Origin of the sequence: Syntrophomonas wolfei subsp. methylbutyratica, assembly GCF_001570625.1 — a bacterium.
Lineage (GTDB): Bacteria > Bacillota > Syntrophomonadia > Syntrophomonadales > Syntrophomonadaceae > Syntrophomonas > Syntrophomonas methylbutyratica.
This window is the reverse complement of sequence record NZ_BBQT01000049.1, coordinates 1-1,439: the sequence shown is the minus strand read 5'-3', so window position 1 is coordinate 1,439 and position 1,439 is coordinate 1. Positions and strand designations below refer to the sequence as shown.

Below are 1,439 nucleotides of genomic sequence, written 5' to 3'. Positions count from 1 at the left end.
AAAAAAAATATAAGGGGGTCAGATTAATAAAGGGTTGATAGGATAGTTATCCCATCCCAGAATCATTTAGACTAATTTATTGCTTCTCACCCAAATACGCATTTTTTCAGCTTCCTTAATGAGTTCATCCCGCAGATTGGGGTGGGCCAGGTTAATAAGCGCTTCGGCCCGCTGCCAGGTAGATTTGGCTTTGAGCATGGTAATACCGTATTCAGTGACTACATAGAAGTTTATACTCCGGGGTACAGTTACAACAGCTCCCGGGGTTAATGTGGGCCGGATTCGGGATTGCAGACGGCCTTCTTTGTCGGTAAAGGTTGAGGTCAGGCAGATCAGGCCTTTGCCTCCCTTGGAATAATAGGAACCTATTATGAAGTCCAGCTGTCCGCCGGTTCCGGAGATATGCCGGGTTCCCGATGATTCTGAAGCCACCTGTCCATAAAGGTCTACCTCAATGGCATTATTGATGCCGAGAACTTTGTCATTGCGGCCAATAATAAAGGGGTCATTGGTGTAGTCTACAGGATAGATGGCACATGCCGGGTTTCCATCCAGGAAGTTATACAGTTTGTTGGTACCCATGGCAAAAGTGTATGCCATCTTGCATTTGTCCAGTTGTTTGCGGCGACCGGTAATGCGGCCGGCTTCATACATATCGACAAAGGAGTCTACCAGCATTTCTGTGTGTACCCCCAGATCCTTCAAATCGGATTGGGCTATCATGGCTCCTACTGCATTGGGCATGGCGCCTATGCCCAACTGCAGGCAGGCTCCGTCTTCGATTTCTTCCAGGACTATGGCAGCTATTTTCTTGTCGGTATCTGATATGGGGAGTTCCGGAAGTTGAATCATAGGCTGGTTGTCGCCTTCAACTATGTAGTCAACTTCAGATATGTGAATGGACTCCCGGCAGCCGCCCAGGCAGATGGGAACGTTTTCATTGACTTCTACTATAACGGTCTTAGCGGTATCACAGAACAGTGGGGTTAAAGAGAGCGCGGTACCTAAATTGAAAAAACCGTGTTTATCCATGGGGGCAACTTTAATCAGGGCTACATCGGCTGCCACATAATCGCGCTCGTAAAAACTGGGGCCTTCATGATAGGTCAAAGGTACATAATTGCACAAATCCTTATCATGCAGTTTGCGGCTGGCGGCACTCATATGATAGTCATTATATATGAAGTGTTTTCTCCCCGGGTCAGCCAGAACTGTTTTGGGCAGAAAGGGGCAGGTGGTGGTGCGGATATTGACATTCTCCAATTCATCAACCCGCTGGGCCAATGCGGCGTCCAGGTAGCTGGAATTCATGACAAATTCCCCATACTGCACCAGGTCACCTGATTTAACTACTTTCATGGCTTCTTCGACGGGTAGCAGTTTGCGTTTATATTCCATGCTGTAATCCATCTTAGGGTAATTCCTCCTTACTGGCATAT

General features: G+C 47.5%; 1 protein-coding gene. It reads right to left on the bottom strand.

Annotated elements, in window-relative coordinates:
* Positions 1-66: 66 nt before the first annotated feature.
* The gene (locus AWB54_RS14925) at positions 67-1,410 is read right to left on the bottom strand and encodes an acetyl-CoA hydrolase/transferase family protein (RefSeq protein WP_061215391.1); all 1,344 of its coding nucleotides are present in this window, start codon (positions 1,408-1,410) and stop codon (positions 67-69) included.
* Between the last annotated feature and the right edge of the window lie 29 nt (positions 1,411-1,439).

Coding starts and splice junctions, on each gene's coding strand:
- AWB54_RS14925 (WP_061215391.1), bottom strand. CDS start 1,410: ATGGATTACAGCATGGAATATAAACGCAAACTGCTACCCGTCGAAGAA.